This window comes from Sphingobium sp. 15-1 (assembly GCF_013375535.1).
Taxonomy (GTDB): domain Bacteria; phylum Pseudomonadota; class Alphaproteobacteria; order Sphingomonadales; family Sphingomonadaceae; genus Sphingobium; species Sphingobium aromaticivastans.
This window is the reverse complement of sequence record NZ_JABXJG010000001.1, coordinates 746,643-772,582: the sequence shown is the minus strand read 5'-3', so window position 1 is coordinate 772,582 and position 25,940 is coordinate 746,643. Positions and strand designations below refer to the sequence as shown.

The following is a 25,940-nucleotide window of genomic DNA, read 5'->3' as shown; positions in this document are numbered from 1 at the left end:
GGAACAACCGAGGGGCGTCGCTTATCGTAGCGGCGTCCCTTGATCGTTTTCGGAGAATATCCTTCATGCGCAAATATCTGATCCCCGCCGCGGTTCTGATCGCCGTCGCTGGCGGCAGCGTCGTCGTCGCCCAGCAAATGCCCGCCGCGCCCGGCGCGAAAGACCCGGCCCGCGTCACCGCCGGCACCTATACGATCGATCCCGGCCACACCCAGATCCTCTTCGCCTATGACCATATGGGCTTTTCCAACAATCTGGGCGTCATTTCCGAATCGACCGGCACGCTGACGCTCGATCCGAAAAATCCTGCGGCGGCCAAGGTTTCGGTCGACGTTCCAGTGACGAACCTGAAGACCGGCGTCGCCAAGCTCGACGAACATCTGATGAAGCCGGAATTCTTCGATTCCGCCAAATTCCCCAAGGCGACCTTCGTGTCGACCGCCGTCAAGGTGCAGGGCAGCGAGGCGGAAATCAGCGGCAACCTGACCATCAAGGGCATCACCAAGCCGGTGACGCTCGACGCCGAATTCTACGGCGCGGGCAAGGCCCCGGCGATGATGGGCGGCAAGGAGAATGTGGGCTTCGTCGCCACGACCACGATCAAGCGCAGCGATTTCGGCATGGGCTATGGCGTGCCGATGGTCGGTGACGCCGTGGAACTGAAGATCGTCGTCGCGTTCCAGAAATAAGCGGCGCGGACAACAAATCCTCCCTACGCCTTCGGCGCAGGGAGGATTTTTGGCGTCCGCCTTCCTTGCTCCCCACAGGCCAACCAAAATCACGAAACTTGCGCTTTTCCTCCGATGCGGGTAAAGCCCACCCATCATGCAGCGTGCGCTTCTTCCCCTGCTACGACTTACACGCCCTTAGGCGTGGTTTTTGTGCTGCTCTTCGCTTGAATGACGCGGCAATCCGCCTAAGGGCATAATCAAGCAGATAGTCGTACCACCGGGCAGGCCCCAATCTTTTGGACACGCTCGCCCGTATGCAGAGAAGCCATTTTCGTCATGATGCTGAACGATCCCTCGCTGAAATACCGCCCCTTCCCCCAGGTGGACCTGCCCAACCGCCAATGGCCGTCGAACGTCATCACCGCGCCGCCGCGCTGGCTGTCGACCGACATGCGCGACGGCAACCAGTCGCTGATCGACCCGATGAATGCGGAAAAGAAGCGCCGCTTCTTCGACCTGCTGGTCAAGGTCGGCGTCAAGGAGATCGAAGTCGGCTTCCCGAGCGCGGGCGCGACCGAGTTCGACTTCATCTCCGGCCTGGTCCGCGACGGCGCGATTCCCGACGATGTGTTCCCGCAGGTGCTGACCCAGGCCCGCGAAGACCTGATCGCCACCACCTTCGAATCCTTGCGCGGCGCGAAGAAGGCCATCGTCCACGTCTACAACGCCGTGTCGCCCGCCTGGCGCAACATCGTGTTCCAGATGGACCGGCCGCAGATCAAGGACATCGCGATCACTGCGGCCAAGCTGCTGCGCGACAATGCGGCGAAGCAGCCCGATACCGACTGGCATTTCGAATATTCGCCGGAAACCTTCTCGACCGCCGAGCTGGATTTCAGCCTGGAATGCTGCGAGGCGGTGATGGACATCCTGCAACCGACCGCAGATCGCCCGCTGATCCTGAACCTGCCCGCCACGGTCGAAGCGGCGACCCCCAATATCTATGCGGACCAGATCGAGTGGATCTGTCGCAATATTTCCAAGCGCGACAGCGTCGTCATCTCGCTGCACACCCATAATGACCGGGGCACCGGCGTGGCGGCGGCGGAACTGGGCCTGATGGCGGGCGCGGATCGCGTCGAAGGCTGTCTGTTCGGCAATGGCGAGCGCACCGGCAATTGCGATCTGGTGACCGTCGCGCTGAACATGTACACGCAGGGCATCAATCCGGGCCTGGACTTTTCCGACATTGACGAGGTCATCCAGACCGTCGAATATTGCAACCAACTGCCCGTCCACCCGCGCCATCCCTATGCGGGCGAGCTGGTGTTCACCGCCTTCTCCGGCTCGCATCAGGACGCGATCAAGAAGGGCTTCGCCGCGCAAGAGGCCCGCAACGACCGGATCTGGGACGTGCCCTATCTGCCCATCGACCCCAAGGATTTGGGCCGGGATTACGAAGCGGTGATCCGCGTCAATTCGCAGTCCGGCAAGGGCGGCGTCGCCTGGGTGCTGCAACAGGATAAGGGGCTGAAGCTGCCCAAGCGGATGCAGGCCGATTTCTCGAAGATCGTGCAGGCGCTGGCGGACGAAAGCAGCCGCGAACTGAACGCCGCGGACATCTGGGGCGCGTTCGAAACCCATTACCGTCTGGCGGGCGAGCAGCCCTACAGCCTGATCGACTATCATGAGAGCGGGGCTGCGGGCGACCGCATCTTCACCGGCAAGATCACGCATAAGGGCGGCGAGCGGAGCATATCCGGGCGCGGCAATGGCCTGATCTCTTCGGTGCTGGCAGCGTTGCGGGACGAGCTGGGCGTCGATCTGGAGGTCGCGGATTATAGCGAGCATGCGATCGGCGCGGGCACGGATGTCGCGGCGGCGGCCTATGTCGAATGCCGCACGCCCGATGGGCGGACGATCTTCGGGATCGGTACGGATACGGATGTGGCGACGGCCTCGGTCCAGGCGGTGCTCTCGGCGGCGAACAGCGTCGCGGCTGGGCGCTGATCGGAATAATGATGCTTCGCGTTCCTGCGAAGGCAGGAACCCAGTTCTGCCGTTTGGACTGGGTCGCACAGGAGCACGTTGCGGGTGAGGTGATTTAGGCTGTATCGACATTCAGCTTAAAAAATATAAGCGACGTCATGCTGAACTTGTTCAGCATGACGATTGGGAATGGAGTTTGCTCCAATCGTACGAAATGACTGAATGTCGATACAGCCTAACGCGCCAGCGCCCTCACCACCCGTTCCCACTGATCGAGCGCGTCCGCTATTTCCGCCACTGGCACGCGCTCGTCCAGCCCATGGGCGAAACCGTCCTCGCCCCGCTGGAACAGGCTGGACACGCCATAGCTCGGCACCCCTAGCGCCCGGAAATAGAGGCTGTCCGTCGCCCCCGCCGACATGGTGGGAATGACCGGAATATTCGGATAGCGCGCCGCAATCGCTGCCGTCACCGCTTTCACCACATCCTTCCGCAACGGCGACGCATCGCTGGCCTTGGGATCGTCAAGCATGGTGATCGTCGCGCCGGGATCGTCGATCGCCTGGCTCAGTTCCGCCTTCACCGCTTCTATGGCGATGCCGGGAAAGATGCGGCAGTTCACATCGACCTTCGCGCTCTGGGGCAAGGCGTTAAGCGCGTGGCCCGCCTGCGCCATGGTCGCCACGCAGGTCGTCCGCACCTGCCCCACAAATTCGGGATAGTCGGACAGCAGATCGGCCGCCTCCTTGTCCCCCGTCTCCGCATAGCGCCGCATCGCCCCGCCCGCCGCCCCGCCGATGCGGTCCGCCGACAGCAATAATGAGGCCCTGGTCAGCTCATTGCGCATCGGCGCGAAGCGATAGGCCGCGATCCGGTCGATCGCCCGCGCCAGCCGGTAGATGGGATTGCCCGGCGTCGGCGCGCTGCTATGCCCGCCGGCATCGGTGAAGGCGATCTCAAAATCGGCATAGGTCTTCTCGCCCGCCTGCAACTGGTACAGCACGGCCTGACCGCTCTCATCCAGCAGGCCCCCGCCGCCATCGCCGTTCAGCAGCAGTTCGGCGTTCCTATATTTTTCCGCCAGCGCCCGCGTCGTGCGCATATGGGTTTCCTCATCCCCCGACAGCAGCAGGATGACGCTACGGCGGGGTTTCCAGCCCTCTTTCCGGAATCCGGCCATCGTCGCCACCATCATGGCGACATCATATTTATTGTCCTCCGCCCCCCGGCCGAAAATATAGCCATTCTCTTCGACAGGAAGGAACGGATCGCGCGTCCAATCGGCCCGATTGGCCGCCACCACATCCATATGGCCGATCATCAGCAGAGGCTTGAGCTGGGGGTCACTGCCCCGGATGGTTGCGGCCAGCGTTGCCGTCTCCCCGACCGGCATGATCTCCACATCGGCAGCCGCAAAACCCGCCTCCCGCAACAGGGAGGCATAATAAGCGGCGAGCCGGGGAACCTGCCCTTCGCCCTCCACCGTCCGGAAGGCAATGGACTTCATCAACACCGCCTTGGCCAGTGCGGGATCGCCCGCCGCCGACGCCCCCTGCGGCGCGCACAGGATCATCAACGCCGCCCACCACTTCATCAAATCGCATCTCCATGCTGGATTTCGCCATTCCATGTGGCATAGCGGATTGCGGCGGCCAATCCGTTTGGCTGTCATGCTGCGGAAAGAGGGCGTCCTTATCCGCGTTCACCCCCATAAAGAATTGCTTGCGCGCATTTGGCCGGGTCGCTCCCCACATCGCGCGCCTGTCGCCCGAAGGAAATGAGCCCATGGCCATCAACTATCGCAGTTTCGGATTTCAGGTTCTGGTCGGCATGGCGGTCGGCCTGTTGCTTGGCCTGCTGGCGCGGTCCATGGGGTCCGGGCCGGATGGCGACCTCAACTGGCTGGCGACCACGCTCAAGACCACGGGGTCGATCTTCGTCTCGCTGCTGAAGGCCGTCGTGCCGCCGCTGGTGTTCGCGGCCATCGTCGCCTCCATCGCCAATCTGCGCGCCCTCGACAATGCGGCGCGGCTGGCGGGGCAGACGCTGTTGTGGTTCGCGATCACGGCGCTGATCGCCGTCGTCATCGGCCTTGCCATCGGATTGATCGTCCAGCCGGGCTCCGGCCTGCACGGACAGGCGCTGGCCGTGGGAAAACCCGATTCCGTCGGCGGCTGGCTGGATTTCCTGAAAGGGCTGATCCCCGGCAACAGCTTCGCCCTGTCCGCCAGCACCAAGATCACGGATACCGGCGCGACCACCAGCCTGTCCTTCAACATCCTGCAATTGCTGGTCGTTTCCATCGCCATCGGCCTTGCGACGCTGAAGGTCGGAGAGAAAGCGGAGCCTTTTCTGGCTTTCGTCCGTTCGCTGCTGGCCGTGGTGCGCGCCATATTGGGCTGGATCATCCGCCTGACGCCCATCGGTTCGGCCGCCCTGATCGGCAGCGCCATCGCGACCTATGGCTGGAGCGCGCTGGCCCAACTCGGCAGCTTCGCGGGGGCGGTGTATCTGGGCCTCGCGCTGGTGCTGCTGGTCGTCTACCCGCTGCTGCTGGCGGCCAATGGCCTCAAGCCCCTGCCCTTCTTCGCCAAGGCGTGGCCGGCGATCCAGCTTGGCTTCGTTTCCCGCTCCTCAGTAGGGACATTGCCCGTCACGGAAACCGTCACCGAGCGCATGGGTGTGGAGAAGGGCTATGCCGCCTTCGCCATTCCGCTGGCATCGACGACCAAGATGGACGGCTGCGCCTCCATCTACCCGGCGCTGGCGGCGATCTTCGTCGCCGGCTTCTACGGCATCTCGCTCCATGCGGCGGACTATGCGCTGATCGTCTTCGTCTCGGTCGTGGGATCGGCCGCGACGGCGGGCTTGACCGGCGCCGTCGTGATGCTGACGCTGACGCTTTCCACTCTTGGCCTGCCGCTGGAGGGCGCGGGGTTGCTGCTCGCCATCGATCCGATCCTCGACATGGGCCGCACCGCCGTCAATGTCGCCGGGCAGGTGCTGGTCACCACCATCGTCGCCAAGCGAGAGGGAATTTTGGACGAGAGCGCCTATTATGGCGCGTCCCCGTCCACCGAAGCGCTCGGCTCCTCCATCGCATAGCAGACCGCCTCTACATTGATGCCGTCGGGATCGAGGATGAAGGCCGCATAATAGCTCGCGCCATAGCGGGGCCGCAGGCCGGGCGCGCCATTATCCTTGCCCCCGGCGCGCAGCCCCGCCGCATGGAAGGCGTGGACCATCGCCCGGTTCTCGACGCGAAAGGCGACATGCGTCCCCTCACCCACCGCTTCATTGTCGCCAAACCAGAAGAAAGCATCCTCATCCCGGCCATAGCCATAGGCGTCCCCGCCGCTGCCATTTTCCGCCGCCGGGACCGTGCGCAACCGCCTAAGGCCGATCGCGCCCAGCAGTTCATCGTAGAAATCGCGCGATCGTCCGGCGTCACTGACCGCAAAGCCGATATGGTCGATCATTTTGCGCTCTCCTTTTTCTCGCTTTTGACCTAAACGCCCCACCACAACGCTTGAATTGAAGAATGGGCAAAGTGGCGAAGCATCAGGTTCACATCATCGGCGGCGGCATGGCAGGCACGGAAGCGGCATGGCAGTTGGCGCAAGCCGGCGTGAAGGTCCGCCTGTCGGAAATGCGCGGGAGCGGCGACATGACGCCCGCGCATCAGACCGAGGGGCTGGCTGAACTGGTCTGCTCCAACAGCTTCCGATCCGACGACGCGGACAAGAATGCGGTGGGCCTGCTGCATCAGGAAATGCGGCGGCTGGGCTCGCTCATCATGGCGCAGGCGGAACCGGCCAAGGTGCCCGCCGGATCGGCGCTGGCGGTGGATCGCCATATTTTCTCCGACGGCGTCACCCGCGCGCTGGCGGACCATCCCAATGTGGAGATCGCGCGCGAACGCATCGACGTGCTGCCGACGGAGGGCATGACCATCGTCGCCACCGGTCCGCTGACCGCGCCCGCGCTCGCCGCCAGCATCGGCCAGGCGGCGGGGATCGACCATCTCGCCTTTTTCGACGCCATCGCGCCGGTCGTGCATTTCGACAGCATAGACATGGACAAATGCTGGATGGCCAATCGCTGGGACAAGATCGGCCCCGGCGGCGGCGAGGGCAAGGATTATATCAACTGCCCCATGAACAAGGAGCAATATCAGGCCTTCATCCAGGGTCTGCTGGACGGCGAGAAGACTGAGTTCAAGGAGTGGGAAAAGGACACGCCCTATTTCGAGGGCTGCATGCCGATCGAGGTGATGGCGTCGCGTGGCCCCGAAACGCTGCGCCACGGGCCGATGAAGCCGATGGGCCTGGACGATCCGCGCACCGGGCGCTGGCCCTATGCCGTGGTCCAGTTGCGGCAGGACAATGCGTCGGGCACGCTCTGGAACATGGTCGGCTTCCAGACCAAGTTGAAGCATGGCGCGCAGACCGAATTGTTCCGCACGATCCCCGGTCTGGAGAAAGCGGAGTTTGCGCGGCTGGGCGGGCTGCACCGCAACACCTTCATCCAGAGCCCCAAGCTGCTCGACGCCACGCTGCGTCTGAAAAGCGCGCCGCATATTCGCTTTGCCGGACAGGTGACGGGCTGCGAGGGCTATGTCGAGAGCGCGGCCATCGGGCTGCTCGCGGGGCGCTTTACCGCGGCGGAGATATTGGGCCAGCCGCTCGCGCCGCTGCCGCCCGAAACGGCGCTGGGCGCGCTGCTGGGGCATGTCATCGGCAATGTCGAGACGGCCGACTATCAGCCGATGAACGTCAATTTCGGCCTGTTCCCACCGCTGGACGACGTCAAGAAGAAGCAGCGCAAGGAAGCCATGACCGCCCGCGCCCGCGCCGCTCTGGGGCAATGGTTGGGTGAGGGGCTGGGCGAGCTTCAGCCCGCCTGATATTTCAGCATTTGCACTTCGGGGCGGCCGCGCGTTTGGGCGCGGTCGTCGCGAACTCGGCGGGGGTCAGCTTGCCATCGCCATTGCCGTCAGCCTTGGCGAAGCGGTCCGACGTCGTCACCGCCCACTCCTCGAAAGAGAGGAGATTGTCGTTGTTGCTGTCGAGTGCCTTGAACGCCTTGACCCTGCTGCCCATCATCTCGACCCGGGTGATGACGCCGTCGCGATTGCGGTCATAGCGGCCGAAGCGCTTCTGCTCGCGGCTCTGCGGCGAAGCCTCGCCGGGCATGGGCGGCGCGTCGCCCACGGCATCGGGATCGCCTTCGGGCAGAGCCTCCAAAGCGGGCGGCGGAGGCGATCCGATCAGCAGCTGAGGCACGGCTTCATTGCTGGCGCGTCCCTGCCACCAGAACAGTCCGCCAGCCGCCAACAATAGAGCGGCCATCGCGCCCCCCAGAACCCGCCCCATCTCAAAATCCCCCTATCGTGCCGTAAACGCGACGCGCATCAATCTCAGATACAGTGCGGGGGTCAATCCCGCCGGGGCGCAGCGGCCCTTTTCAATGTCATGGCGCGCAAGATGATAAGCGATACGCAACGGGCGCCATTGCTTGGGCCAGATCGGTCTTTCCTTCGATATATAGTCCTGCGCCGTGGCAATCGCCCGGGCGACCATGTCCCGGTCACTGATATGTCCCGACAAATCCCACAGCGCCCAGGCGGCTCCTGCCTGAGCCAGCCACAGCGGAACATCCTCTGCCCCTGCCAAGGCGCGAAACAGGCCCCCGCCCCGCCCCTCCGCATAGCTGCGCAGATCGACCTCCCCGATCAGGGAATCCCACCCATCCAGCCATTGGGAAAGCCCATAAGGCGGGGCCACGGCCAGTTCCCGCATCGCGTCGATCAGCGGTTCGCCCAGCCCTTTGACGCCGCTTTCGTCAGTCAGTGCATCGTTCCACCAGGCCAGGCGCATCTGGCCGATCATCGGCTCGCGGGTCGTCGCCACCAGCCGGGCGAACCGCGCGTCGAGCGCCCAGACAAGCCGATGGCGAGGCGCGTCCGGCCCGGCATAGGCGCTCAGCAGCGAGGCCAATGGGGAAAGATCGTCGCTCAAGATAACCAACCCCATATGCCGATAGACATAGTTTTTGCCGAAATTATCCGCTTTTTAACCCCGAACGACATAGTGATCCTGGCAAGGGCCCTTTTTTGGGCATGGGGCTGCCCTGCCTGAATTGGGGGTGCGGGGCAAGTAAAGGCAAGCGGACCATGGGCGATCGGATCAAGCGCGCGCTGTTCATTCTGATGCGGCTTCACCGCAATCAGGCGGGCAATACATTGGCGATCGTGGCGGCGGCGATGATCCCGCTGACAGGCATGGTGGGCGCCGCCGTCGACTTCAGCCGAACCTATCTGGTGAAGGCGCGCATGCAGCAGGCCTGCGATGCGGGCGTGCTTGCCGGGCGGCGTTCGATGAGCGGGACGATATTGGCGACCGCGGACAAGAATGAAGCCCTGAAATATTTCAACTTCAACTTCCCCAGCGGACTGATGGGCTCCGCCGTCATGTCGACGACCGACAGCACCGCCGCCAACCGCGTGACGACCGAACTGGATAACGGTCAGCTTCGCATGAAAGCCACCACCAGCGTGCCGACCACGCTGCTCAAAGTGGTGGGCATCAACCAGATGCGCGTGAACGCCGAATGTCTGGGCGAGGAATATTATGTCAATACCGACCTCATGCTGGTTCTCGATACGACGGGTTCGATGAACTGCTATCTTTCGGACGCCTTATCCTGTTCGCAGGAGACCGAGAAAACCACCAGCGGCACCAAGAAATCGAAGATGCGCGAGATGCGCGAGGCTCTCAAGACCTTATACTCCAACTTGCGCCCGGCTCAGGTGGCGCTCGAAGCCAAGAATCTCCGCATGAGGATCGGCTTTCTGCAATTTTCCAGTACCGTGAACGTGGGTAAGCTGATCCGCGCTGAAAATACCGCCTATGTCCGCTCCTCCTATTCATATAGGAACAGCAGCGGCAGCTTGAAGACGGCCACCGACTGGTCGACGAACTGGTTCGACAATAGCTGGGCGGGCTGCATCGAAGAGCGCGGTACATCCACGGCCCTGACCGCCACCAGCACGACCATACCGTCCGACGCATGGGATCTGGATATTGCGAAGATCCCCGACAGCGACGCCACGCGCTGGGCGCCTTATGATTTTTCCTCTTCGGGTGAGCAGGATTACGGCTCGGGATATTATATGACCGCCTGCCCCAAGCCCGCCGTTCACATGAAGGCATGGGCTAGTCAGTCCGAGTTCGATACGCAGGTCGACACCATCGTGCAGGGCGACGGCGCAACCTATCATGACATCGGCATCATCTGGGGCCTGCGGATGATCGCGAACAACGGCATTTTCGGCACGCGCAACCCCGACAAATATAATAATGTGAAGGTTCGCCGCACGATCGTCTTCATGACCGATGGCGAAATGTCGCCGTTCCGTGACGCGTACAGCGCCTATGGCGTCGCGCGATATGCCGGCAGAACCGCCTCAACCGGCACATCCGACACGAACCTCGAAACCATTCACACGCAACGCTTCAAGCTGATGTGCGCGAAGGCGAAGTCCGATCCCTATTATGTCGATATTTGGGTCATCGGGGTGTTGTCCGGCCAGACCATGAATTCGGATATTGCGTCCTGCGCGTCCAACAGCAGCCAGGCCATTTCGGTCAGCAACGCCACTGACCTCGCCAACGCATTCAAGCGCATATCCGACAAGGTCGGCAATCTGAGGATCGGCGCATGATCGCCGCCTGCCTGAAGCGCCTCGTCCGCCATGAGGAAGGCGTGACCATCGTGGAGTTCGCGGTGGTCGCGACGCCGCTGATCGTCCTGATCCTGGGCGCGCTCGATCTGGGCTATCAGGCCTATGCGACGGCAGTCGTTCAGGGAACGGCCAATACCGCCGCCCGCCAGGCGACGCTGGAAGGCGCGACCGCCGCTACCGTCGAAACCTATGTCCGGGACCGGCTCAGCAGCATCGCCAGCGGCTCCAACGTGCAGATAAGCGCCTCCAACTTCCTGACTTACAACAAGATCGGCAAACCGGAGAAGCTGACCACCGACGTCAACAATAACGGCCTTTACGACAAAAGCGGGCCCGATTGCTTCATCGATGACAATCGCAACAACAGCTATGATGCGGCCAGCCAGGGCGCGTCCGGCATCGGCACGGCCGAAGACGTGGTGCGCTATCAGATCAGCGTCACCTACAACCGCCTGTCGCCGGTTCCCCGCCTCGCCGGCATGGGGAATAGCGTGACGATTTCCCGGACGACCTTCATGCGCAACGAACCCTATGCGGGCGTCGTCGATCCGCCCGTGAAGTGCGGAGTATGAAAATGCCGCGCGCACAACCTTCCAACAGGATCGAACGGAGCGCCATCATGCTTATGCGTCAGCTTTGGCGGAACCAGAGCGGCCTTGCCCTGATCGAATTCGCCTATTCGCTGCCCTTCCTCATTCTGCTGACCTTCGGGGGTGCGGAACTCGCCAACATCGCGATCACCCATGCGCGGATCAGCGCCATCACCAGCATGGTTGCCGATGGCGTGGCCCGCGTGCGCGACCGGATCGATGAGAATGACATCAACGATGTCATCATCGGCGCGAAATATGCGGCGGATTCGCTGGATTTGACCTCTCGCGGCCGGATCATCATTTCGACGCTGGAAGATAATGCGGCGACCACAACGCCCGCCGACGACCAGAAGATCACCTGGCAACGTTGCAAGGGGATCAAAGATGTGCCGAGCGCGCAGACCATCGGCAGCGAAGGGCAGGTATTGACCAGCGGGATTGGAACGGCGGGCAGTCAGGTCGCAGCGACGCCGGGCAACCCGGTCGTCGTCGTCGACATCTTCTACGATTACAGGCCCATCATGACGGACCGTTGGTTCGGACCGATCACGATCCACTATTCTTCGGCCTTCTCGGTTCGCGACCGCACGCTCCAGACTCTGCAAAATGCCCAGAATCTGTCGGGAACGGCGAAGGCGACCTGCAACTATTTTTCGGCCTGATCGTCGCAGCGACCAAAAAAGGGAGCAGCGCATCGGCACTGCCCCCTCTTTCTCTTATTTGTAGCAGACCTTCTTCGCCGCCTCGACCACGCGGGCGGCGTCGATCAGGGCGGCCTTTTCCAGATTGGCCGCATAGGGCAGCGGCACGTCCTCATTGGTGACGCGCAGCACCGGAGCGTCGAGGTCGTCGAAGCCCTGCTCCATAACCACGGCGGCGATTTCCGACGCGATCGAGCAGACCGGCCAGCCTTCCTCGACCACCACCAGGCGGTTGGTCTTCTTCAGGCTTTCCAGAACCGTTGCGGTGTCCAGCGGACGCAGCGTGCGCAGGTCGACGACTTCCGCGTCAATGCCTTCAGCGGCCAGCGTTTCAGCCGCCTCCAGCGCGACGCCCACACCGATCGAGTAGCTGACCAGCGTCACATCCTTGCCCTCGCGGACGATGCGCGCCTTGCCGATCGGCAGGACATAGTCGTCGACCTTCGGCACGTCGAAGCTGCGGCCATAGACCAGCTCATTTTCCAGGAACACGACCGGATCGTCCGACCGGATCGCCGCCTTCAGCAAGCCCTTCGCATCGGCCGAGTCATAGGGCGCGATCACGATCAGACCCGGAACCGCCGCATACCAGGGGCCGTAATTCTGGCTGTGCTGGGCCGCGACGCGGCTCGCCGCGCCATTGGGACCGCGGAACACGATCGGGCAGCGCATCTGGCCGCCGGACATGTAATTGGTCTTGGCCGCCGAATTGATGATGTGGTCGATCGCCTGCATCGCGAAGTTGAAGGTCATGAACTCGATGACCGGCTTCAGACCGCCCATCGCCGCGCCCGCGCCAATGCCGGCAAAGCCATATTCGGTGATCGGCGTGTCGATGACGCGCTTGTCGCCAAATTCTTCCAGCAGGCCCTGCGTGACCTTGTAGGCGCCTTGATATTCGGCAACCTCTTCGCCCATCACGAACACGCGTTCGTCGCGGCGCATTTCCTCCGCCATGGCGTCGCGCAGCGCTTCGCGCACGGTGGTCTTGAGATATTCCGTGCCTTCAGGAAGCGAAGGGTCCTTGACGGTGGCCTTGGCTTGGGTGACCAGCTTCGCCGTCCCGCTTTCCGCCTTTTTCGGCGCAGGAGCCGCCTCGGCCTTGGGCGCTGCCGCCTTGGGAGCCGGAGCCGCTTCGCCCCCCTGACCCGCCATGGTCGCAATGACGGTGCCGACCTTCACGCCTTCGGTCCCTTCGGCAATGACGATCTGGCCGATCTTGCCTTCATCGACGGCTTCGAATTCCATCGTCGCCTTGTCGGTCTCGATCTCGGCCAATATGTCGCCCGAGCGGACCTCGTCACCTTCCTTCACCAGCCATTTCGCCAGCGTGCCTTCCTCCATGGTCGGGGACAGCGCCGGCATCTTGATTTCGATACCCATTAATATTGCTCCACCAGCACGTCCGTATACAGCTCGTGCAGTTCCGGTTCGGGAGAGGTTTCAGCGAAGTCCGCGGAATCGCTGACGATCTTGCGGATGTCCTGATCGATCTTCTTGAGCTCGTCTTCGGCAACGCCCATATCGGCCAGATATTTCTTGACGCCTTCGATCGGATCGGACTTTTCGCGCATCGATTGCACTTCCTCGCGCGATCGGTACTTGGCCGGATCGGACATGGAGTGACCGCGATAGCGGTAGGTCTTCATTTCCAGCAGGATCGGGCCGTTGCCGCCCTGCACCCATTTCAGCGCTTCTTCCGTCGCGCCGCGCACTGCCAGAACGTCCATGCCGTTCACCTGGATGCCCGGAATGCGGAAGCTTTCGCCCCGGCGATAGAGCTGGTCTTCGGCCGACGAGCGATTGACGCTGGTGCCCATGGCGTACTGGTTGTTTTCGATCACGAAGATGATCGGCAACTTCCACAGCTCGGCCATGTTGAAGCTTTCGTAGACCTGGCCCTGATTGGCCGCGCCGTCCCCGAAATAGGCGACGCAGACGCCGCCGTCATTGTTGTACTTATGCGCAAAGCCCAGGCCAGCGCCCAGCGACACCTGCGCACCGACGATGCCGTGGCCGCCGTAGAATTTATGCTCGACGCTGAACATATGCATCGAACCGCCCTTGCCGCGGGAGATGCCGGCTTCACGGCCGGTCAGTTCGGCCATGATAAGATTGGGATCGATGCCATAGGCCAGCATGTGGCCATGGTCGCGATAGCCGGTGATGACGCTGTCCTTGCCGGGTTTCAGCGCCGACTGGATGCCGACGGCGACCGCTTCCTGGCCGATATAGAGGTGACAGAAGCCGCCGATCAGGCCGAGGCCGTAAAGCTGCCCCGCCTTTTCCTCGAAGCGGCGAATGAGGACCATCTGCCGGTAAAATTCCAGCAGCTCTTCTTTGGTGGCCTTATAATCTTTGGGAGCGTCGGGGCGCGGCCGGTTATGGTCCGCGCCAGCCGGACTGGCTGCCTTTGCGCGTGACGAACGCGGCGTTGTTGGTTTCGCCAAGGCTTTTATCCTTTTGCGTGGGTGAGGATGGAAGGAAGGCCGGTATAGCGGCAGTTCACCTCCAAATGCAACGCGGCATGGAGCCTCAAAACGCAGCAAAAGCGCTTGGACCGGCGTTCCGGCAGGATAATCAGTTCAACGGGACGATCACTTCGTCATGATGGACGACGCCCAGCTCGCGGCGGATCAATTCGTCGGAAAGATCGGGGTCGACGCGCCGCGGATTGAGCAGATCCACCCGGTTCTTGAGCTCCTGCCGATGGCCCTGGACCTGCTTTAGCTCAGCCTGCGCATGATGGAGCTGCCGCTTATAGTCGCCCCAGGCCAGGACGCCGTTGGAGCCCAGCACCACATAGCCGGCGAAGAATAGAAGAAGAAGCACCGCAATCGCCGGCCCGAAAGCCGAAAAAAGCAACATGCGGAGTTTCGCGATATGCGCCATGGACCAGTTGAATCACACAGACGGGCCGGCCGCAAGCAAAATTTATTGCCCGTGCGGCCGACCGTCGAAAAATTAACTTAGCGGAAGATCGAACGGCCCGCGTAAACGGCAATGTCGCCCAGTTCTTCTTCGATGCGGATGAGCTGGTTATACTTGGCGAGCCGGTCGGAACGGGCAAGCGAACCCGTCTTGATCTGGCCGCAATTGGTCGCGACGGCGAGATCCGCGATGGTCGCGTCCTCGGTCTCGCCCGAACGGTGCGACATGACCGCAGTGTAGCGCGCCCGATGCGCCATGTCGACGGCCGCCAGCGTTTCCGTCAGCGAACCGATCTGGTTCACCTTGACCAGCAGTGAGTTGGCGAGACCCTTGCCGATGCCCATTTCCAGACGCTTGGGGTTGGTCACGAACAGGTCGTCACCCACCAACTGGACTTTGCCGCCGATCTTGTCGGTCAGCGCCTTCCAGCCTTCGAAATCATCCTCGCTCATGCCGTCCTCGATCGACTTGATCGGATAGTCGGCGGTCAGCGCGGCAAGATAATCCGCCATCTCGACCGGCGAGAGCGACAGGCCTTCGCCCGAAATCTCGTACCTGCCATTCTTGAAGAATTCGGTCGCCGCGCAGTCCAGCGCCAGCACGACGTCGTCGCCCGGCCTGTAGCCCGCCTTCTCGACCGACAGCATGATGAAGTCGAGCGCATCGCGGGTCGAGGCGATGTTGGGCGCGAAACCGCCTTCGTCACCGACCGAGGTCGCCAGACCCTTGTCGTGCAAGCCCTTCTTCAGCGTATGGAAGATTTCCGAACCGATCCGGACCGCGTCAGCAATGCTTTCCGCGCCGACCGGCATGATCATGAATTCCTGGAAATCGATCGGATTGTCCGCATGCTCGCCGCCATTGATGATGTTCATCATCGGCACCGGCAGGACATGGGCGTTGACGCCGCCGACATAGCGGTAAAGCGGCAGACCGCGCGCATCGGCAGCGGCCTTCGCCACGGCCAGGCTGACGCCCAGGATCGCGTTGGCGCCCAGGTTCGACTTGTTCTCCGTCCCGTCGAGCGCAATCATCGCGGCGTCGACTTCGGCCTGATCCTCAGCGTCCAGACCGATGATCTGCTCGGCAATCTGGTCGTTGACGGCGGCGACGGCGGCCAGCACGCCCTTGCCCAGATATTTGGCGGCGTCGCCGTCGCGCTTCTCCACCGCTTCATAGGCGCCGGTCGAAGCGCCCGACGGCACGGCGGCGCGACCGAAGCTGCCATCCTCCAGCATCACGTCGACTTCGACGGTCGGATTGCCGCGGCTATCCAGAATCTGACGGGCGTGAATATCGAGAATGGCGGTCATGGATCGCTCCTTGGACTGGTCTGGGACTGGCTTTGGGCCGCTTTTCGCGCTCCGCTTAGCCACCACCTTCCCGCTTGGCAATGCGGGGGCTTGCAAGGACTCGAAAAATGCCGATGCTCAAAATAGTAACGGCAACGGAACTGTGAGCGGTGGCGAAGCATTAGAGGCAAAGCCGCGCGCCCGCTTCGCAAATTCCACCGTATCTCAAAAAGGGAGACTTAGGACGATGGCCGACACCCCGGAAACCCCACCCGTCAAGCGCGCCGGAAAAGCCAGCCCGGCCAAGACCCCCAAGGCCAAACCGGCAAAGTCCGCTGCGTCGGGCACGCTGGTGAAGGCTGCCCCCGTCAAGACCGCCGCCACCCGCAAGGCCGCCACCCCGAAGAAGCCCGGCAACGGCACCGCCGCCCATGGCTGGACCGCGCAGATCGCGCCGATCAAGGCGCAGGCCGAAAAAGCGGCGAAGGCGGCGGCGGACAAGATCAACGCGGTCGACTGGAAGGCGCATATCGATCCGCTCAAGGATCAGGCATCCAAAACCGCCAAGTCGGCCGCCGGCGTCGCCAAGGACAAGACCGGATCGGCCATGCAGAGCCTGGCCAAGCTGATTTCCGACACGGCCGGCACGGTCGACGCCAAGCTTGGCCCGCAATATGGCGATTATGCCCGCCAGGCCGCCGAATCGGTCGCCGGCGCCGCAAAGACGCTGGACAGCAAGGATGTCGACCAGTTGATGACCGAAGCGCGCGATTTCGTGCGCAAGAGCCCCGCCGTGGCGATCGGCGCGGCTGCGGTGGTCGGCTTCGTGCTGATGCGCCTGGCCAAAGGGTCCGACGACGACGCCTGATGCCGCCCTTCCCGGGTGACGGACGATAAAGCCCCAGTTCCGGGGCGGAGGAAGTTTTGACGCAAGAGCCCATGCAGACCGAGGCGCAGGACGAGTCCGTCCGCGACGTCTTCACCCGCCTGTACAGCGATGGGCGCGCCTATGCGGAAGCGGAAGTCGAACGGCAGAAGCTGCGGGCAGGCATTGTCGGCATGGGGGTGCGCGACGCAGTGATCTTCGCGGCGGTGGGCATCATGCTCATCTTCGCCGCGATCGTCGCTGGTCTTGTCGGCCTTATCCTGGCGTTGGCGCCCCATCTGGGCACGGGCTGGGCGACCGGCGCGGTGTTCGGGGGCGCTCTGATCGTCGCATTGCTGCTGCTGCTGATCGCCAAGGGACGGATCGACCGGATGAAAAAGGCGGTGAGGGCATGAAGCAGGAACAGGTCTATCGGGAGGCGGCGGCGCGGGCGGATGCGCGTAAGGCCGCCCTTGTTTCCAGCGCCCTGGCTGCCAAGGCCCGCGTCGCGCCTGCCCGATTGAAACGAGATGCGAAGGAGAAGGCAACGGAGACCCTGCTGGACGGCACCGCCTATGCGGCCGCGAAGGTCCGGCAACGGCCCGCCGCAACCGCCGCAGCGGTGGGCGCTTTGGCGCTTTATTTGCTGCGCCGCCCCCTTGGGACCCTTTTCCAGCGGCTATACGTTCGGGTAAGGAACCGCACAGAAGAGATTTCGGAGACTGATGATGGCTGACATCCGCGCTCAACTCACCCGCGCCCGCGAAGCGGCGAACGACATTGCCGAGACCGCATCGGGCAAGTTCCGCGACACGGCGGACCGGGCCATGGAGGGCGCCGGCGGCCTGATCCAGACCAGCCGGGAACGGGCCGGGGATGCGCGGGATCGGGCGCGCGACAAGGCCAGCGCCGCCTATGCCGACGCGCGGGACCGTTCGCAGCGCGTGGCCACGCGCGCCAATGAGATCGTCCAGGAACATCCCATCGCCGCCGTGGCCGGAGCCGTGGCGGCGGGAGCTGTCATCGCCTGGATGTTCCCCAAGAGCCGCGCCGCGATGAAGGCGCTGCCCGGCCTGGCGTCGAGCGCGGGCGCGAAAGTGCTGGAGGCCGCCCTGGCCGCCAAGGCCGCCGCGGCGGAAAGCGCGGAAAGCCTGAAATCGAGCACGGGCGAAGCGCTGAACAACGCCGCCGAAGGGACGAAGGAAGCCGCCGCCTCCGCACGGGACGTGGTGGCGTCCGCCGACCTGACGGGAAAAACCTCCCGCCTTGCCGATGATGTCGTCGCGCTGGTGGCGGCCAAGGTCGAGGCGATCAGCGATGCGTTGAAGGCGCGGTTGCCCAAAACGTAATCGCTTCGTCATCAAAAGCATGCTCGCACGCCTGCCTCAGCCCTTGGATGGGCGCGGGCGGCCTGCTAATGTCCGCGTTCACCGAACAGGAGAACATAAGAGACCATGAGCAAGCTGCATCTTGTGATGGGCGGTCGCGTCAAAGATCCCCAGACGCTCGAATTCGAAGATTTGAACTCCATCGAGCTGGTTGGGGTGTATCCCGATTATGCGGCGGCCGAAAATGCCTGGCGCGGCGCGGCGCAGCGCACGGTCGACGATGCGGAGATGCGCTATGTGATCGTGCATCTGCACCGCTTGCTGGAACCGGAATTGCCGAACGGCTAAGGGCGTTCAGGACAAGATTGTTCAGGCCTAAATCGTTCAGGACAGGGGCTGGGGACGCTTGCGGAAACGCCAGCGGAGCAGCGGCCGCGTCAGCGCCAGCCCCACCAGAAAGCCCCCAATGTGCGCGGCAATGGCGATCTGGCCCAGATCGCCAAATCCTCCAGCCAGGCCGATCATCAACTGGATCGCGATCCAGCTTGCTGCCAGCCACAGCGCGCGGACAAGACTGGCCGAAAGCGGGCCGATCCGCCGGACATTCTGCTGGCTGTAGAGCAGCGCGTAGGTGGCGATGATCGCGGAAATCGCGCCGCTCGCGCCGACCATGGGACTGGTCGACTGCGGATCGACAGCCCATTGCAGCGCCGTCGCGCCATAAGCGCCCGCCAGATAAAGGATGAGCGTCGCGCCCTTGTCCAGCACATGCTCCACCTGTCGTCCGCAAAAGACGAACATGAACAGGTTGAAACCGATATGCAGCCAGTTGGCATGCACCAGCGTGCAACTGATCGGCGTCAGCCAGACAGGCACCGCCGCCATGCCGGCGAGCAGCGCCCCATCCTCTACCCGGGCCGGGATGAAACCGGCCATGATCGCGGCATTATCCACCTGCCCCGTCAGATAGATCAGCAGGAAGGCGACGAAGGTGATCGCCGCAATCCCGTTGGTCATGCGCCCGGCAGGCAGTTTCATGGGTTTCAGATGAAATCGATCTTGTCGACCAGGTAGAATTTGTCGCCCGCGGGCACCGACACTTCAACCTCTTCCCCGATCTGGCGGCCGATCAGCGCGCGGCCGATCGGGCTGTTATAGCTGATCATGCCTGCCTTGGCATCCGCCTCGGCCTGCCCCACGATCTGATATTTGACCGGCTTCTCGTCCTCATCCAGCAGCGTGACGGTCGCGCCGAACACGATCTTGTCGCCCGACAGGGTGGTCGGGTCGATGATCTGGGCGCGGGACAGCTTGTCCTCCAGGTCCGCGATCGTCGCTTCGACCTGGCCCTGCCGTTCCTTCGCCGCATGATATTCGGCATTTTCAGAGAGGTCGCCATGCGCGCGCGCTTCTTCGATGGCGTCCACGATCAAGGGCCGCTCGGCCTTCAATTCGCGGAGCTGCGTGTTGAGTTTGTCATAGCCCATTTGCAGCATCGGCATCTTCTCGACGGTCGCCATTCTTGCAAATCCTTCGTCAAAACTTCCCTTTGGCGGCCCCGACCTTGGGGCCACCCGCAGCGTGTTTCCTATGCAGGGGATCAGGCTTGCGACACGGGATAATAGGACTGGAGCGACCGCACTTCAAGGGCATGTCCCCGAAGCGCCTCGATCGCGTCCGCCGCGGCAAGGCTGGCGGCCGCCGTGGTGAAGCTGGCGACCTTCGCGCGCAGCGCGCTGGTGCGGATCGCCTTGCTGTCTTTCAGCGACTGCCAGCCCTCGGTCGTGTTGAAGATCAGATCGACGTCGCCGTCGGTGATCTTGTCCACGATATGCGGACGGCCTTCGGCCACCTTGTTCACGCCCTGCACGGCGATACCCTGTTCTTCCAGATAGCGGGCGGTGCCGCCGGTCGCGATGATGGTGAAGCCCAGAGCCGCCATCTTCTGGACGGCGGGCAGGATCACCGGCTTGTCGCTGTCCTTGACCGACACGAACACGGTGCCACTCTTGGGCAGGACGGTGCCCGCGCCGAGCTGCGCCTTGGCAAAGGCAGTCGCGAAATCGCTGTCGATGCCCATGACTTCGCCGGTGCTCTTCATTTCCGGCGACAGCACGGGGTCGACGCCAGCAAAGCGCGCGAAGGGGAATACGGCTTCCTTGACCGCGATATGATCGATCGCGTTGCGGTCGATCTTCGGCAGGTCCTTGAGCTTTTCGCCCGCCATGACGCGGCTGGCGATCTTGGCGATGGGGGTGCCGATGGCCTTGGCGACGAAGGGCACGGTGCGGCTGGCACGGGGGTTGACCTCGATCAGATAGACCACGCCATCCTTGACCGCGAACTGGATGTTCATGAGGCCGCGCACCGACAGGGCACGGGCCAGCACTTCGGTCTGGCGCTCGATTTCCGCGATGATGTCATCCGACAGGCTGTAGGGCGGCAGCGAGCAGGCGGAGTCGCCGGAATGGACGCCCGCCTCCTCGATATGCTGGAGCACGCCCGCCACGACAACATCGTCGCCATCGCACAGCGCATCCACGTCCACCTCGATCGCGTCGCGCAGATATTGGTCGATCAGCACCGGGGAGTCGCCCGACACCTGAACGGCGGTGGCGATATATTCCTCCAACTGCGCCTGACCGTCGACAATCTCCATGGCGCGGCCGCCAAGGACATAGGACGGACGCATGAGGACCGGATAGCCGATGCGGTTGGCGACCGCGATCGCTTCCTCGCGGCTGCGGGCGATGCCGTTGGCGGGCTGCTTGAGCTTGAGCTTGTCGATGAGGGCGGCGAAACGCTCGCGATCTTCGGCCAGGTCGATGGCGTCGGGCGAAGTGCCGAGGATCGGGATGCCCGCATCCTCCAGCGCCTGCGCAAGCTTCAGCGGCGTCTGGCCGCCAAACTGGACGATGACGCCCGCCAGAGTGCCGTTCGACATTTCGACGCTCAATATTTCGAGGACGTCCTCAGCGGTTAGCGGCTCGAAATAGAGACGGTCGGACGTGTCATAGTCGGTCGACACCGTTTCCGGGTTGCAGTTGACCATGATCGTCTCATAGCCGGCCTCGCTGAGCGCGAAACAGGCGTGGACGCAGCAATAGTCGAACTCGATCCCCTGCCCGATGCGGTTGGGACCGCCGCCCAGGATCACGACCTTCTTGCGGTCGCTGGGCTGCGCTTCATTCTCGGCTTCACCGAAGATCGGCGCTTCATAGGTCGAGTACATATAAGGCGTCTTCGCCTCGAACTCAGCCGCGCAGGTGTCGATGCGCTTGAAGACCGGACGCACGCCCAGCCTGTGGCGCAGCGCGCGCACTTCATCTTCGGTAACGCCGCCGGTCATCGCCTTGACCGCTTCGTGGATCAGGCCCGAACCGTGCGCGATGCCGCGCTCCATGCCGCGCAGATTGGCCGACTTGAGCGCCAGCCAGGCAAGCCGCTTGTCAGAGAAGCCCATGGATTTCAGGCGACGCATGCCGTCCGCATCCTGCGGCAAGCCGTTGGAGAGGATTTCGGCTTCGGCGTCGATGATTTCCTTGATCCGTTCCAGGAACCAGGGGTCGAACTTGGCGATGCCGTGGATTTCCGCGACGGTCAGCCCCTCGCGCAAAGCCTGAGCGGCGACCAGCAGACGGTCCGGGGTCGGCTGCGCCAGGGCGGCGATGATGTCGTCCTTCGCTGCGCCGGCCAGATGCTCGACCTCATTGAAACCACACAGGCCGGTTTCCAGACCGCGCAGCGCCTTCTGCATCGATTCATGGATGTTGCGGCCGATCGCCATCACCTCGCCCACCGACTTCATCGCGGTGCCGAGCAGCGGCTCGCTCCCCTTGAACTTCTCGAAGGCGAAGCGCGGAATCTTGGTCACGACATAGTCGATGGTCGGTTCGAACGACGCCGGGGTCGCGCCGGTAATGTCATTCTCGATCTCGTCCAGCGTGTAGCCGACGGCCAGCTTCGCCGCGACCTTGGCGATGGGGAAGCCGGTCGCCTTCGACGCCAGCGCCGAGGAGCGGGAAACGCGCGGGTTCATCTCGATGACGATCAGGCGACCGTCCTTCGGATTGACTGCGAACTGCACGTTCGAACCGCCTGTTTCTACGCCGATTTCACGCAGCACCGCGATGCTCGCGTTGCGCATGATCTGATATTCCTTGTCGGTCAGGGTCAGCGCGGGCGCGACGGTGATGGAGTCGCCGGTATGGACGCCCATCGGATCGACATTTTCGATGGAGCAGATGATGATGGCATTGTCGTTCCGGTCCCGGACGACCTCCATCTCATATTCTTTCCAGCCGAGCAGCGATTCTTCGATCAGCACTTCGGTGGTGGGCGAAGCGTCGAGGCCTTCGGAGACGATCCGCTTGAACTCTTCCTTGTTATAGGCGACGCCGCCGCCGGTGCCGCCGAGCGTGAAGCTGGGGCGGATGATCGAGGGCAGGCCTGTGAACTCCAGCGCCTCCAGCGCCTCTTCCATCGTGTGGGCAATGCGCGAGCGGGCGGATTCCAGGCCGATCTTGTCCATCGCGTCGCGGAACTTCAGGCGATCTTCGGCCTTGTCGATGGCGCGCGCGTCGGCGCCGATCATCTTGACGCCATATTTTTCCAGCGTGCCGTCATTGAACAGCGCCAGCGCCGTGTTGAGCGCGGTCTGGCCGCCCATGGTCGGCAGCACCGCGTCGGGGCGTTCCTTTTCGATGATCTTCGCCACGATTTCGGGCGTGATCGGCTCGACATAGGTCGCGTCGGCAAATTCCGGGTCGGTCATGATGGTGGCCGGGTTGGAATTCACCAGGATGATGCGATAGCCCTCTTCCTTGAGCGCCTTCACCGCCTGCGTGCCCGAATAGTCGAACTCGCAAGCCTGGCCGATGATGATCGGGCCAGCGCCGATGATGAGGATGGAGGAGATGTCGGTGCGTTTGGGCATTATGCGTCAATCCCGATATGCTTTATCAGCGCAGTTATTAGTGCAGCGGCTAACCCGCCAATTGCTTCCCGTTCGTATCGCTTAACCAAGAAGCGGAGCGTTTCGATCAGAGTAATTTCAAGCACGTATAGCTTAAAGCTACCAGCTCTCACCAATTCTCGACCAGCCTTAAGCTGTCCCAGAACGATCTCTCTGAGACCCGGTTCATCAGCGATTTGGTTTTGATCAGAAACAGCGTTAATTACCTCTGTAGCTTTCTGATCAAGTTCTGAAATCTGATTATCGGAGAACGTAACAACCCTATCTGAAGCAGGCGCTATTTCGTCACTTAACCCAACTTGGACAGCGCCCTCATCAGCAAGATAATTATGGATATAATTATCCAATACATCCTTATAGAATCGATCGCCTACTTTCGATGCCATGGCATAGATCGAACTAGAGGATAAAAAGTCCGCTCTAAATTTGCTGTACTTAGGGGCGCGCAGACAAAAATAATCTCCAGCGTATTCATCACTGACAGTATCGATCATGCTAGCGCTCAACATGCTGTCAAACAAAGATGCCGACATATCACGCACGCTGACTACCTTATCGTAGTCGCTATCCCGGAAGTAATTTGAAAAACTCTCTTCAAGCGAACGACGAAACTCGTCAACCCGAATATATCCACCGGCAAACCCAAGCTGTTCAGCCTGCGATAGAAAATATACAAGCGCGTAGTCTTCGATCCTTTTTGAATCGCTCAATGCACGCCCCCCGTCCGGGCTTCGCAACCCCAGCCGTCATATTCGACGCCGCAGAGGATTTCGATCTGGAGGCATTTCTTCGTCAGGGCGCGGATCGATTGTTCATCGACCGGCTGCTCGCATTCGAGGAACAGGAAGAGGTCGCCCTCCTCATCTTCCTCGCGGTCCAGCTCGACGAAGCCGAACTGGCTGGCGATAGTGAGAACGCGCTCGAAATCCTTCTCGCTGCCCTTGAAGCTGACGTCGACCGGGCGCGCGATGCGCGCCACGTCGCCATTCGCCGCGAGATTGGCGAGGACTTCCTTGTCCGCCTCCCACTCTGCTGCGAGGCGGGCTTCGTCAACCGAGGGCAGGTTGAGGCTCACTTAAGCCCCTCTACGAAGCGCTGGAACAAGTAGAAGCTGTCCTGCGGGCCGGGCGAGGCTTCGGGGTGGTACTGGACCGAGAAGGCTCTCTTATCCGTCAGTTCGATGCCGCAATTGCTGCCGTCGAACAGCGACACATGGGTCGGCTTCACATTGGCGGGCAGCGTGTCGGCATCGACCGCGAAGCCGTGGTTCATCGAGGTAATCTCGACCAGACCGTCGGACAGGCGCTTGACCGGGTGGTTGGCGCCGCGATGGCCCTGATGCATCTTGATCGTCTTCGCGCCCGCCGCGAGCGCCAGCATCTGGTGGCCAAGGCAGATACCGAAAACGGGCTTGTCGGCTTCCAGCACCTTGCGGATCACAGGCACGGCATATTCGCCGGTCGCGGCCGGATCGCCGGGGCCGTTGGAGAGGAACACGCCGTCGGGCTTCTGCTCCATCACCTGCTCGAAGGAGGCAGTCGCAGGCAGCACGGTGACCCGGGCGCCGGCCTTCACCAGATTGCGGAAGATATTGTTCTTCGCGCCATAATCGAGCGCGACGACATGGGGGCGTTCTTCACCCGCTTCATCGAGGCCGTAGCCGAAACCCAGCTTCCACACGCCGTCTTTCCAGAGGCGTTCCTTGCCCGACACTTCGATGGCGAGGTCCATGCCCTCCAGGCCCGGCCAGCCAGCGGCCTTGGCGGCGAGCGCTTCCAGGTCGAACCGGCCTTCCGGATCGTGCGCGATCACGACATTGGGCGCGCCCTTGAGGCGGATCAACCGCGTCAGCGCGCGGGTGTCGACACCAGCCAGGCCGATGCGGCCCTTTTCCTTCATCCACTGATCGAAGGGTTCGACATTGCGGAAATTGCTCGGTTCGGTGACGTCCTGACGCACGACGCAACCAAGCGCGTGGGGCAGGTCCGCCTCCACATCGTCCAGATTGGTGCCGACATTGCCGATATGCGGGAAGGTGAAGGTGACGATCTGGCCCGCATAGCTGGGGTCGGTCATCACTTCCTGATAGCCGGTCATCGCCGTGTTGAAGCACAGTTCGCCCACCGCATCGCCGCTCGCGCCGAAACCGCGGCCGAACACCGCGGAGCCATCGGCAAAAACCAATACCCCTGTCGCTCCTTTGGGCACAATGAGGGTCTTGGCGTCAGCCATGGTCGTATCGTCCTTTATGCTTTTGCGGGAACCCGTCTCAAGCGGGTTAAACGGCCGGTCACCTATGCGGGTGAGGCCCTGCGGTCAACTCCTGTTAAAAATCTCTTTTGGCGTTATATCTGGACCTTTCCGGAAGAAACAGGATTCATTCGCATGATTCGCGACGAGATTAAGAGCGCCCAGGTCGCCGCCATGAAAGCCGGGGAAAAGGATCGGCTGGCCGCTGTGCGCCTGATCCTGGCGAAGCTGAAGGACCGGGATATTGAGCTGCGCACCGCTTCCAATGTGCCGGATGACGATGTGATCGTGGTCGAGGTGCTCCAGAAGATGGCGAAGCAGCGGCGCGAATCCATCGACATGTTCAAGAGCGGCGGGCGCGATGAGCTGGCCGCGAAGGAGCAGGCCGAGCTGGAGGTGATCGACAGCTTCCTGCCGCAGCAGCTTAGCGAGGATGAGACCAAGGCCGCAATCGAGGGGATCAAGGCTGAGGTGGGCGCGGCCAGCGTCAAGGATATGGGCAAAGTCATGGCCGCGCTGAAGGAGCGCCACGGGTCGGTGATCGATATGAGCAAGGCCAGTGGCTTGGTGAAGGCGGCTCTTTCTTAAGGATTTTGCG

27 protein-coding genes are annotated in these 25,940 nt (G+C 62.5%); 13 read left to right on the top strand and 14 right to left on the bottom strand.

All coding sequences use genetic code 11. The features are described 5' to 3' along the window. The first annotated feature begins 65 nt into the window (after positions 1-65). Both HUK72_RS03570 and leuA read left to right on the top strand, forming a co-directional pair. On the top strand, positions 66-689 hold the full coding sequence (locus tag HUK72_RS03570) for a YceI family protein (protein ID WP_176595569.1): 624 nt from the start codon (positions 66-68) through the stop codon (positions 687-689). A 318-nt stretch (positions 690-1,007) separates the two neighbouring features. Further along, positions 1,008-2,681 carry a 2-isopropylmalate synthase gene (gene leuA / locus HUK72_RS03565; protein WP_176595568.1) on the top strand — a complete coding sequence of 558 codons (1,674 nt, stop codon included), beginning with the start codon at positions 1,008-1,010 and terminating at the stop codon, positions 2,679-2,681. 214 nt (positions 2,682-2,895) lie between these two features. On the opposite strand, the gene HUK72_RS03560 is transcribed toward leuA, so the two are convergent. Further along, on the bottom strand, positions 2,896-4,254 hold the full coding sequence (locus HUK72_RS03560) for a M20/M25/M40 family metallo-hydrolase (protein WP_176597725.1): 1,359 nt from the start codon (positions 4,252-4,254) through the stop codon (positions 2,896-2,898). A 191-nt stretch (positions 4,255-4,445) separates the two neighbouring features. Here HUK72_RS03560 and HUK72_RS03555 point away from each other — a divergent pair, with 191 nt between their 5' ends. Continuing rightward, positions 4,446-5,765: a dicarboxylate/amino acid:cation symporter gene (locus tag HUK72_RS03555; RefSeq protein WP_176595567.1), complete on the top strand. Its 1,320-nt coding sequence runs from the start codon at positions 4,446-4,448 to the stop codon at positions 5,763-5,765. Here HUK72_RS03555 and HUK72_RS03550 read toward each other — a convergent pair. After that, positions 5,717-6,139 (bottom strand): VOC family protein, encoded by a 423-nt coding sequence (locus HUK72_RS03550; RefSeq protein ID WP_176595566.1) that lies wholly within the window; start codon positions 6,137-6,139, stop codon positions 5,717-5,719. The genes HUK72_RS03555 and HUK72_RS03550 overlap by 49 nt on opposite strands. A gap of 62 nt (positions 6,140-6,201) precedes the next feature. On the opposite strand from HUK72_RS03550, the gene trmFO reads away from it, so the two are divergent. Then, entirely contained in the window at positions 6,202-7,566 is a 1,365-nt protein-coding gene (trmFO, locus tag HUK72_RS03545; RefSeq protein WP_176595565.1) for a methylenetetrahydrofolate--tRNA-(uracil(54)-C(5))-methyltransferase (FADH(2)-oxidizing) TrmFO, read from the top strand. A 4-nt stretch (positions 7,567-7,570) separates the two neighbouring features. On the opposite strand, the gene HUK72_RS03540 is transcribed toward trmFO, so the two are convergent. Both HUK72_RS03540 and HUK72_RS03535 read right to left on the bottom strand, forming a co-directional pair. Next, on the bottom strand, positions 7,571-8,035 hold the full coding sequence (locus HUK72_RS03540; protein WP_176595564.1) for an EF-hand domain-containing protein: 465 nt from the start codon (positions 8,033-8,035) through the stop codon (positions 7,571-7,573). Positions 8,036-8,047: 12 nt separating this feature from the next. Next, entirely contained in the window at positions 8,048-8,695 is a 648-nt protein-coding gene (locus tag HUK72_RS03535; protein WP_369805921.1) for a hypothetical protein, read from the bottom strand. Between the two features lie 140 nt (positions 8,696-8,835). Between HUK72_RS03535 and HUK72_RS03530 the strand changes: the two genes are divergently transcribed. The 3 genes from HUK72_RS03530 to HUK72_RS03520 are packed head-to-tail and all read left to right on the top strand — an operon-like array spanning position 8,836 to position 11,662. After that, positions 8,836-10,386, top strand: coding sequence for a TadE/TadG family type IV pilus assembly protein (locus tag HUK72_RS03530; RefSeq protein WP_176595562.1), 1,551 nt, complete (start codon positions 8,836-8,838; stop codon positions 10,384-10,386). Further along, positions 10,383-10,979, top strand: a complete 597-nt coding sequence (locus tag HUK72_RS03525) for a TadE/TadG family type IV pilus assembly protein (RefSeq protein WP_176595561.1) — start codon at positions 10,383-10,385, stop codon at positions 10,977-10,979. The genes HUK72_RS03530 and HUK72_RS03525 overlap by 4 nt, the downstream gene beginning before the upstream one ends. Positions 10,980-11,026: 47 nt before the next feature. Continuing rightward, complete coding sequence (locus HUK72_RS03520) at positions 11,027-11,662, top strand: TadE/TadG family type IV pilus assembly protein (RefSeq protein ID WP_176595560.1); 636 nt, start codon at positions 11,027-11,029, stop codon at positions 11,660-11,662. A gap of 54 nt (positions 11,663-11,716) precedes the next feature. Here the strand turns inward: HUK72_RS03520 and HUK72_RS03515 are convergent, their stop codons facing one another. The 4 genes from HUK72_RS03515 to eno all read right to left on the bottom strand — a co-directional run bounded on the left by HUK72_RS03515 (position 11,717) and on the right by eno (position 15,945). Further along, entirely contained in the window at positions 11,717-13,084 is a 1,368-nt protein-coding gene (locus HUK72_RS03515; protein ID WP_176595559.1) for a pyruvate dehydrogenase complex E1 component subunit beta, read from the bottom strand. After that, positions 13,084-14,151: a pyruvate dehydrogenase (acetyl-transferring) E1 component subunit alpha gene (gene pdhA, locus HUK72_RS03510; RefSeq protein ID WP_176595558.1), complete on the bottom strand. Its 1,068-nt coding sequence runs from the start codon at positions 14,149-14,151 to the stop codon at positions 13,084-13,086. Before pdhA ends, HUK72_RS03515 begins: the two co-directional genes overlap by 1 nt. Before the next feature lie 130 nt (positions 14,152-14,281). Beyond that, on the bottom strand, positions 14,282-14,593 hold the full coding sequence (locus HUK72_RS03505; protein WP_176595557.1) for a septum formation initiator family protein: 312 nt from the start codon (positions 14,591-14,593) through the stop codon (positions 14,282-14,284). 77 nt (positions 14,594-14,670) lie between these two features. Further along, on the bottom strand, positions 14,671-15,945 hold the full coding sequence (eno, locus tag HUK72_RS03500; RefSeq protein ID WP_176595556.1) for a phosphopyruvate hydratase: 1,275 nt from the start codon (positions 15,943-15,945) through the stop codon (positions 14,671-14,673). 226 nt (positions 15,946-16,171) lie between these two features. On the opposite strand from eno, the gene HUK72_RS03495 reads away from it, so the two are divergent. The 5 genes from HUK72_RS03495 (at position 16,172) to HUK72_RS03475 (ending at position 18,465) form a co-directional block, all read left to right on the top strand. After that, entirely contained in the window at positions 16,172-16,792 is a 621-nt protein-coding gene (locus tag HUK72_RS03495; protein ID WP_176595555.1) for a hypothetical protein, read from the top strand. A 56-nt stretch (positions 16,793-16,848) separates the two neighbouring features. Continuing rightward, positions 16,849-17,205, top strand: coding sequence for a phage holin family protein (locus HUK72_RS03490; protein ID WP_369805919.1), 357 nt, complete (start codon positions 16,849-16,851; stop codon positions 17,203-17,205). Next, positions 17,202-17,525 carry a hypothetical protein gene (locus tag HUK72_RS03485; RefSeq protein WP_176595554.1) on the top strand — a complete coding sequence of 108 codons (324 nt, stop codon included), beginning with the start codon at positions 17,202-17,204 and terminating at the stop codon, positions 17,523-17,525. Before HUK72_RS03490 ends, HUK72_RS03485 begins: the two co-directional genes overlap by 4 nt. Further along, positions 17,518-18,138, top strand: coding sequence for a DUF883 family protein (locus HUK72_RS03480; protein ID WP_176595553.1), 621 nt, complete (start codon positions 17,518-17,520; stop codon positions 18,136-18,138). Before HUK72_RS03485 ends, HUK72_RS03480 begins: the two co-directional genes overlap by 8 nt. Positions 18,139-18,243: 105 nt before the next feature. Next, a complete protein-coding gene (locus tag HUK72_RS03475; protein WP_176595552.1) occupies positions 18,244-18,465 on the top strand; it encodes a DUF4170 domain-containing protein in 222 nt (73 codons plus the stop codon). 36 nt (positions 18,466-18,501) lie between these two features. Here HUK72_RS03475 and HUK72_RS03470 read toward each other — a convergent pair whose 3' ends face one another. The 6 genes from HUK72_RS03470 to carA all read right to left on the bottom strand — a co-directional run bounded on the left by HUK72_RS03470 (position 18,502) and on the right by carA (position 25,324). Beyond that, positions 18,502-19,155, bottom strand: coding sequence for a rhomboid family intramembrane serine protease (locus tag HUK72_RS03470; RefSeq protein WP_176595551.1), 654 nt, complete (start codon positions 19,153-19,155; stop codon positions 18,502-18,504). A gap of 5 nt (positions 19,156-19,160) precedes the next feature. Continuing rightward, on the bottom strand, positions 19,161-19,637 hold the full coding sequence (greA, locus tag HUK72_RS03465) for a transcription elongation factor GreA (RefSeq protein ID WP_176595550.1): 477 nt from the start codon (positions 19,635-19,637) through the stop codon (positions 19,161-19,163). Positions 19,638-19,717: 80 nt separating this feature from the next. Continuing rightward, positions 19,718-23,053: a carbamoyl-phosphate synthase large subunit gene (gene carB / locus HUK72_RS03460; protein WP_176595549.1), complete on the bottom strand. Its 3,336-nt coding sequence runs from the start codon at positions 23,051-23,053 to the stop codon at positions 19,718-19,720. Then, positions 23,053-23,802 carry a hypothetical protein gene (locus HUK72_RS03455; protein ID WP_176595548.1) on the bottom strand — a complete coding sequence of 250 codons (750 nt, stop codon included), beginning with the start codon at positions 23,800-23,802 and terminating at the stop codon, positions 23,053-23,055. The genes carB and HUK72_RS03455 overlap by 1 nt, the downstream gene beginning before the upstream one ends. Beyond that, positions 23,799-24,167 (bottom strand): ribonuclease E inhibitor RraB, encoded by a 369-nt coding sequence (locus HUK72_RS03450; RefSeq protein WP_176595547.1) that lies wholly within the window; start codon positions 24,165-24,167, stop codon positions 23,799-23,801. Before HUK72_RS03450 ends, HUK72_RS03455 begins: the two co-directional genes overlap by 4 nt. Next, complete coding sequence (gene carA, locus HUK72_RS03445; protein WP_176595546.1) at positions 24,164-25,324, bottom strand: glutamine-hydrolyzing carbamoyl-phosphate synthase small subunit; 1,161 nt, start codon at positions 25,322-25,324, stop codon at positions 24,164-24,166. The genes HUK72_RS03450 and carA overlap by 4 nt, the downstream gene beginning before the upstream one ends. A gap of 153 nt (positions 25,325-25,477) precedes the next feature. Here carA and HUK72_RS03440 point away from each other — a divergent pair, with 153 nt between their 5' ends. After that, positions 25,478-25,930 carry a GatB/YqeY domain-containing protein gene (locus HUK72_RS03440; protein ID WP_176595545.1) on the top strand — a complete coding sequence of 151 codons (453 nt, stop codon included), beginning with the start codon at positions 25,478-25,480 and terminating at the stop codon, positions 25,928-25,930. Positions 25,931-25,940: the final 10 nt, after the last annotated feature.

Coding starts and splice junctions, on each gene's coding strand:
- HUK72_RS03555 (WP_176595567.1), top strand. CDS start 4,446: ATGGCCATCAACTATCGCAGTTTCGGATTTCAGGTTCTGGTCGGCATG.
- HUK72_RS03470 (WP_176595551.1), bottom strand. CDS start 19,155: ATGAAACTGCCTGCCGGGCGCATGACCAACGGGATTGCGGCGATCACC.
- carA (WP_176595546.1), bottom strand. CDS start 25,324: ATGGCTGACGCCAAGACCCTCATTGTGCCCAAAGGAGCGACAGGGGTA.
- HUK72_RS03515 (WP_176595559.1), bottom strand. CDS start 13,084: ATGGGTATCGAAATCAAGATGCCGGCGCTGTCCCCGACCATGGAGGAA.
- HUK72_RS03530 (WP_176595562.1), top strand. CDS start 8,836: ATGGGCGATCGGATCAAGCGCGCGCTGTTCATTCTGATGCGGCTTCAC.
- HUK72_RS03535 (WP_369805921.1), bottom strand. CDS start 8,695: ATGGGGTTGGTTATCTTGAGCGACGATCTTTCCCCATTGGCCTCGCTG.
- HUK72_RS03505 (WP_176595557.1), bottom strand. CDS start 14,593: ATGGCGCATATCGCGAAACTCCGCATGTTGCTTTTTTCGGCTTTCGGG.
- HUK72_RS03570 (WP_176595569.1), top strand. CDS start 66: ATGCGCAAATATCTGATCCCCGCCGCGGTTCTGATCGCCGTCGCTGGC.
- trmFO (WP_176595565.1), top strand. CDS start 6,202: ATGGGCAAAGTGGCGAAGCATCAGGTTCACATCATCGGCGGCGGCATG.
- greA (WP_176595550.1), bottom strand. CDS start 19,637: ATGGCGACCGTCGAGAAGATGCCGATGCTGCAAATGGGCTATGACAAA.
- HUK72_RS03480 (WP_176595553.1), top strand. CDS start 17,518: ATGGCTGACATCCGCGCTCAACTCACCCGCGCCCGCGAAGCGGCGAAC.
- HUK72_RS03560 (WP_176597725.1), bottom strand. CDS start 4,254: ATGAAGTGGTGGGCGGCGTTGATGATCCTGTGCGCGCCGCAGGGGGCG.
- carB (WP_176595549.1), bottom strand. CDS start 23,053: ATGCCCAAACGCACCGACATCTCCTCCATCCTCATCATCGGCGCTGGC.
- HUK72_RS03475 (WP_176595552.1), top strand. CDS start 18,244: ATGAGCAAGCTGCATCTTGTGATGGGCGGTCGCGTCAAAGATCCCCAG.
- HUK72_RS03540 (WP_176595564.1), bottom strand. CDS start 8,035: ATGGGGCGGGTTCTGGGGGGCGCGATGGCCGCTCTATTGTTGGCGGCT.
- eno (WP_176595556.1), bottom strand. CDS start 15,945: ATGACCGCCATTCTCGATATTCACGCCCGTCAGATTCTGGATAGCCGC.
- HUK72_RS03440 (WP_176595545.1), top strand. CDS start 25,478: ATGATTCGCGACGAGATTAAGAGCGCCCAGGTCGCCGCCATGAAAGCC.
- HUK72_RS03495 (WP_176595555.1), top strand. CDS start 16,172: ATGGCCGACACCCCGGAAACCCCACCCGTCAAGCGCGCCGGAAAAGCC.
- HUK72_RS03485 (WP_176595554.1), top strand. CDS start 17,202: ATGAAGCAGGAACAGGTCTATCGGGAGGCGGCGGCGCGGGCGGATGCG.
- HUK72_RS03525 (WP_176595561.1), top strand. CDS start 10,383: ATGATCGCCGCCTGCCTGAAGCGCCTCGTCCGCCATGAGGAAGGCGTG.
- HUK72_RS03520 (WP_176595560.1), top strand. CDS start 11,027: ATGCTTATGCGTCAGCTTTGGCGGAACCAGAGCGGCCTTGCCCTGATC.
- HUK72_RS03550 (WP_176595566.1), bottom strand. CDS start 6,139: ATGATCGACCATATCGGCTTTGCGGTCAGTGACGCCGGACGATCGCGC.
- leuA (WP_176595568.1), top strand. CDS start 1,008: ATGATGCTGAACGATCCCTCGCTGAAATACCGCCCCTTCCCCCAGGTG.